The organism is Aquabacterium sp. A08 (genome assembly GCF_011742065.1).
Map to the genome: position 1 here is coordinate 1 of NZ_JAAQQT010000266.1, position 284 is coordinate 284.

Annotated in this window: 1 pseudogene; it reads left to right on the forward strand. The window is 74.3% G+C overall.

The annotated features are described in order from the left end of the window. Positions 1-284 (forward strand): annotated as a pseudogene (locus HA630_RS01510) (glutamine--fructose-6-phosphate aminotransferase); the annotation flags it as partial.

The following is a 284-nucleotide window of genomic DNA, read 5'->3' on the forward strand; positions in this document are numbered from 1 at the left end:
GAGAGCCAGACCGACACCGAGGTGATCGCCCACCTGGTGGACGCGCTGTACGACGGCGACCTGTTCCAGGCGGTGCGCACCGCCGTGGCCCGCCTGCACGGCGCCTACGCGGTGGCGGTGTTCCACAAGGACGAACCGCAGCGCGTGGTGGGCGCCCGCGCCGGCTCGCCGCTGGTGCTGGGCGTGGGTCGGGCCGAGGGCGGCGAACCCGCGCCGCACTACCTGGCCAGCGACGCCATGGCCCTGGCCGGCGTCACCGACCAGATCGTCTACCTGGCCGAAGG